4 protein-coding genes are annotated in these 2883 nt (G+C 68.7%); all 4 read left to right on the forward strand.

What is annotated here, in order from left to right; translation table 11 throughout:
* Window positions 1-847 precede the first annotated feature (847 nt).
* Window positions 848-1120 (forward strand): hypothetical protein, encoded by a 273-nt coding sequence (locus tag ACFYNO_RS39065; RefSeq protein ID WP_388022954.1) that lies wholly within the window; start codon window positions 848-850, stop codon window positions 1118-1120.
* Window positions 1121-1183: 63 nt separating this feature from the next.
* Window positions 1184-1396, forward strand: coding sequence for a hypothetical protein (locus ACFYNO_RS39070; protein WP_388022956.1), 213 nt, complete (start codon window positions 1184-1186; stop codon window positions 1394-1396).
* A 115-nt stretch (window positions 1397-1511) separates the two neighbouring features.
* Window positions 1512-2258: a hypothetical protein gene (locus tag ACFYNO_RS39075; RefSeq protein ID WP_388022958.1), complete on the forward strand. Its 747-nt coding sequence runs from the start codon at window positions 1512-1514 to the stop codon at window positions 2256-2258.
* A gap of 80 nt (window positions 2259-2338) precedes the next feature.
* Entirely contained in the window at window positions 2339-2599 is a 261-nt protein-coding gene (locus tag ACFYNO_RS39080) for a hypothetical protein (RefSeq protein ID WP_388022961.1), read from the forward strand.
* The last annotated feature ends 284 nt before the right edge of the window (window positions 2600-2883 follow it).

The following is a 2883-nucleotide window of genomic DNA, read 5'->3' on the forward strand; positions in this document are numbered from 1 at the left end:
GCCCGGCGTCGGCGGCGGTGCGCGGGCGGGCCCGGCGGGGAGGCGGCCGGGCCAGGGCGGAGCAGGCGGCCGGGCGGAGGCGGAGCGGCCGGGCGGAGCAGGCGGCCGGGCGGAGGCGGAGCGGCCGGGCGGAGCTTCCCACGAACGGGTGACCTGGGCGTGTCGCACACACCACCCGCAACGGACGGCCCGGTAGAACAGCGGATGGTGGGGACCGCTGCCCCTCACGCCCCACCCGGCCAGCAGACCAACCCAGCAGCGGGAGACAGGCAGAACGGCCGGAGCCGGGATGCGGCCCGGAGAGATCACTCCCCACCACCCGGCAGGCACAACCCCGGCAGCAGGAGCGGCAACGATAAAAAGATCTTGGAAACTATCCGTGGGGTGACCCGGGGCAGCACGACATACAAGCTGCTGACAGCAGCGAGTGGCACCTACAACCCGGCACTCCCGCGCAGTACGGACGGCCCGCGCACGGCGCGGAGGACGACGGGCAGCGGCAGGGGCGGACAGAGAGATCACCCCCACCCAACGGCAGCCGGAGACCCAGAGGCGCGGACACGGCGGACGGCGGGCCGTGTCCGGGCCGTGTCCGGGCAGCGGCGCGGGGCGGGGCGGGGCGGGGCGGGGCGGAGAGATCACCCCTGCGACCCGCGCCCGGATGCCCAAGAACATGGACCAGGGACGGGCCAGGGCGACAGGGATGGAGAGATCACTCCCCCGCACATCCCGGCAGAGGTAGAACGCGAGGGCCGAGGAACAAACAGAGATTGCTTAACTCTATGAGTCCGTATATTGTAGTGATCACGAGGTCGGGGGTGCCGGCCACCACCACGAGGAGCCTGCGATGCACATCGACACCCTGGCCCGCTTCACCCCACTGCCCGTGACCCTGCCCCTGGCCTTCGGGACCCAGGTGCTGGCGGGTGTGGCGTTCCTGGACGGCTCGACCGAGCTCCTCGCCGCATCCGCTGCCGTGAGCGGGACCGTGGGCACCCTGATGCTCGCGATCGTCCCAACCTTCGACAGCACGTTGGAAGCGCTCAAGCCGAATGTGACCAAGGCGGGACTCACCCAACTCGGCATTGCCTGCGCCATGGCGGCACGCCTGTTCATCTGACCCTCGCGACCGCCTGGGCACCCCGATCTCTCACACCAAACCGTCACTCACAAGGGGCCGATCATGGAACACACCACCAAGCAGTACCGCATAGCCCGGACCTCCGTGGAGTCATTCCGGAGGTTGTTCGCGGAGCTCAAACTGTGGGAGAGGTTGGCCGAGTGCACGGAGGTTCGGGCCCACTCCCGGAGCGTCTTCGTGATCAAGGCCACTACCGTCGGGCACGATGCCCTTCGGGAAGCCATGAGCCGCACGACGATGACCGCCGCCCACTGACAGCTGATCACTCACAGATTCACAGTTGCTTAACTCTATGAATCTGTGTAAAGTAGAACTCACGAGGGGCCGGGAACGGCATCCCGGCCCCACTCAACGCAGGAGGACAACGAACATGACCGCTCAGACCTTCACCACCGTGACCGGCGCCACCTACTCGGCCGAGAGCATCGTTGGCGAGAACGGTGAGGTGACCTACACGGTCAAGCGCATCGTGCAGGAGGGCGTCCTTCCGGTGGGATCGTTCGTGATCCACCCCGACTACAACGCCGAGCCCACGATGCTGGGTCTGGTGAACGTCCAGTTCGGCGCAGGTTCGGCCGAGGACCGGCACCAGCGCACTGACATCCCGGCCCTGGGAAGCGCCAGCACCCCGTTCGTGGTCGGGCACAAGAAGGTGAACCCCCTGGACATCACGGCGGCCACGCCGATCGTCTGGCTCCACAACCTGGCGGGTGCCCACTACGCCACCGGCTTCAACGCGGTGGACGTCTCCCCGCAGACCGCGATGCGCACCTCTGACCTGGTGACGGCCCTGGTGGTCGAGTGGATGAAGCGCGACGACCTCGCCGAGCTGACCGCCCAGTACGCCAAGTTCATCAAGTCGGAGACCACCTGGACCGAGCAGCACGCCAAGGCCAAGGCCGACAAGATCGACAAGCTCAAGCTCGACATCCTGTCGATCGGCGAGCGGATCGCCGACCTGACCAAGCAGCGCGACGAGCTGCCCGAGAACGAGATGACCAGCCCGGACGTCACCCCGGACATGGCTCCTTCCGCACAGCTCACCGGCGGTATCGCCGCGCTGAACCTCAAGCGCGCCGACCTGTCCGCCGAGCTGACCGCGCTGACCAAGGCGTGATGCGCCCCCGGGGTGCGCCCGATGGGGCGCACCCCGGGCCTGGCCCCACCCGCCCCACCCGCCCTGAAAGGAGTAGGACCATGAGCGATTCGCTCTCCCCAGATGCGTCCAACGGCGTGGACGACGCCGTAGCGTTCATCACCTCCGCCGCAAGCACGCTGATCGCCCAGCAGTGGGGCGTACGACAGCCCGTGGTCCACAAGGCACTCAGCACCCCCGAAGCAGTCGCCGTCACCACCACGCGCTACCTACTGGCCCTCGGGGCCGGGAAGTCCCCCGCAGAAGCCGCAGGGCACGTCGGCCGCTCCCTACTGGCCGACGCCAACCAGCGCGCCGCGTAGCGCCCCCCGCCCCGCTCACAACGTGAGCGGGGCACCCTGCTTTCTGCCCGCCGCCCCGGCCCCCGCCGTCTCTGCCTCCCGGGCCTACCGGCCTCCTCGCGCTCTCGCCCCTCGCCATGCCCCCGAAGGGCCGCCACGTCCTCTGGCCAGTCACCGTCCGACCTGCCCTCTGCTCACCTTGGTTCGCTCTGATCCGCCTACCGGTCATGTCCTGCGTCCCTGTGCACGGTTCTGCCGCTCCGACTCCGCTGTTCCTCTGTCCGTCGTCCGTACCGCTCCAACCA

The organism is Kitasatospora sp. NPDC006697, assembly GCF_042869935.1.
In the GTDB taxonomy this organism is placed as follows: domain Bacteria; phylum Actinomycetota; class Actinomycetes; order Streptomycetales; family Streptomycetaceae; genus Kitasatospora.

What these genes read in the sequence shown, in the direction of transcription:
- ACFYNO_RS39065 (WP_388022954.1), top strand. Translation starts at nt 848, where the DNA reads ATGCACATCGACACCCTGGCCCGCTTCACCCCACTGCCCGTGACCCTG.
- ACFYNO_RS39070 (WP_388022956.1), top strand. Translation starts at nt 1,184, where the DNA reads ATGGAACACACCACCAAGCAGTACCGCATAGCCCGGACCTCCGTGGAG.
- ACFYNO_RS39075 (WP_388022958.1), top strand. Translation starts at nt 1,512, where the DNA reads ATGACCGCTCAGACCTTCACCACCGTGACCGGCGCCACCTACTCGGCC.
- ACFYNO_RS39080 (WP_388022961.1), top strand. Translation starts at nt 2,339, where the DNA reads ATGAGCGATTCGCTCTCCCCAGATGCGTCCAACGGCGTGGACGACGCC.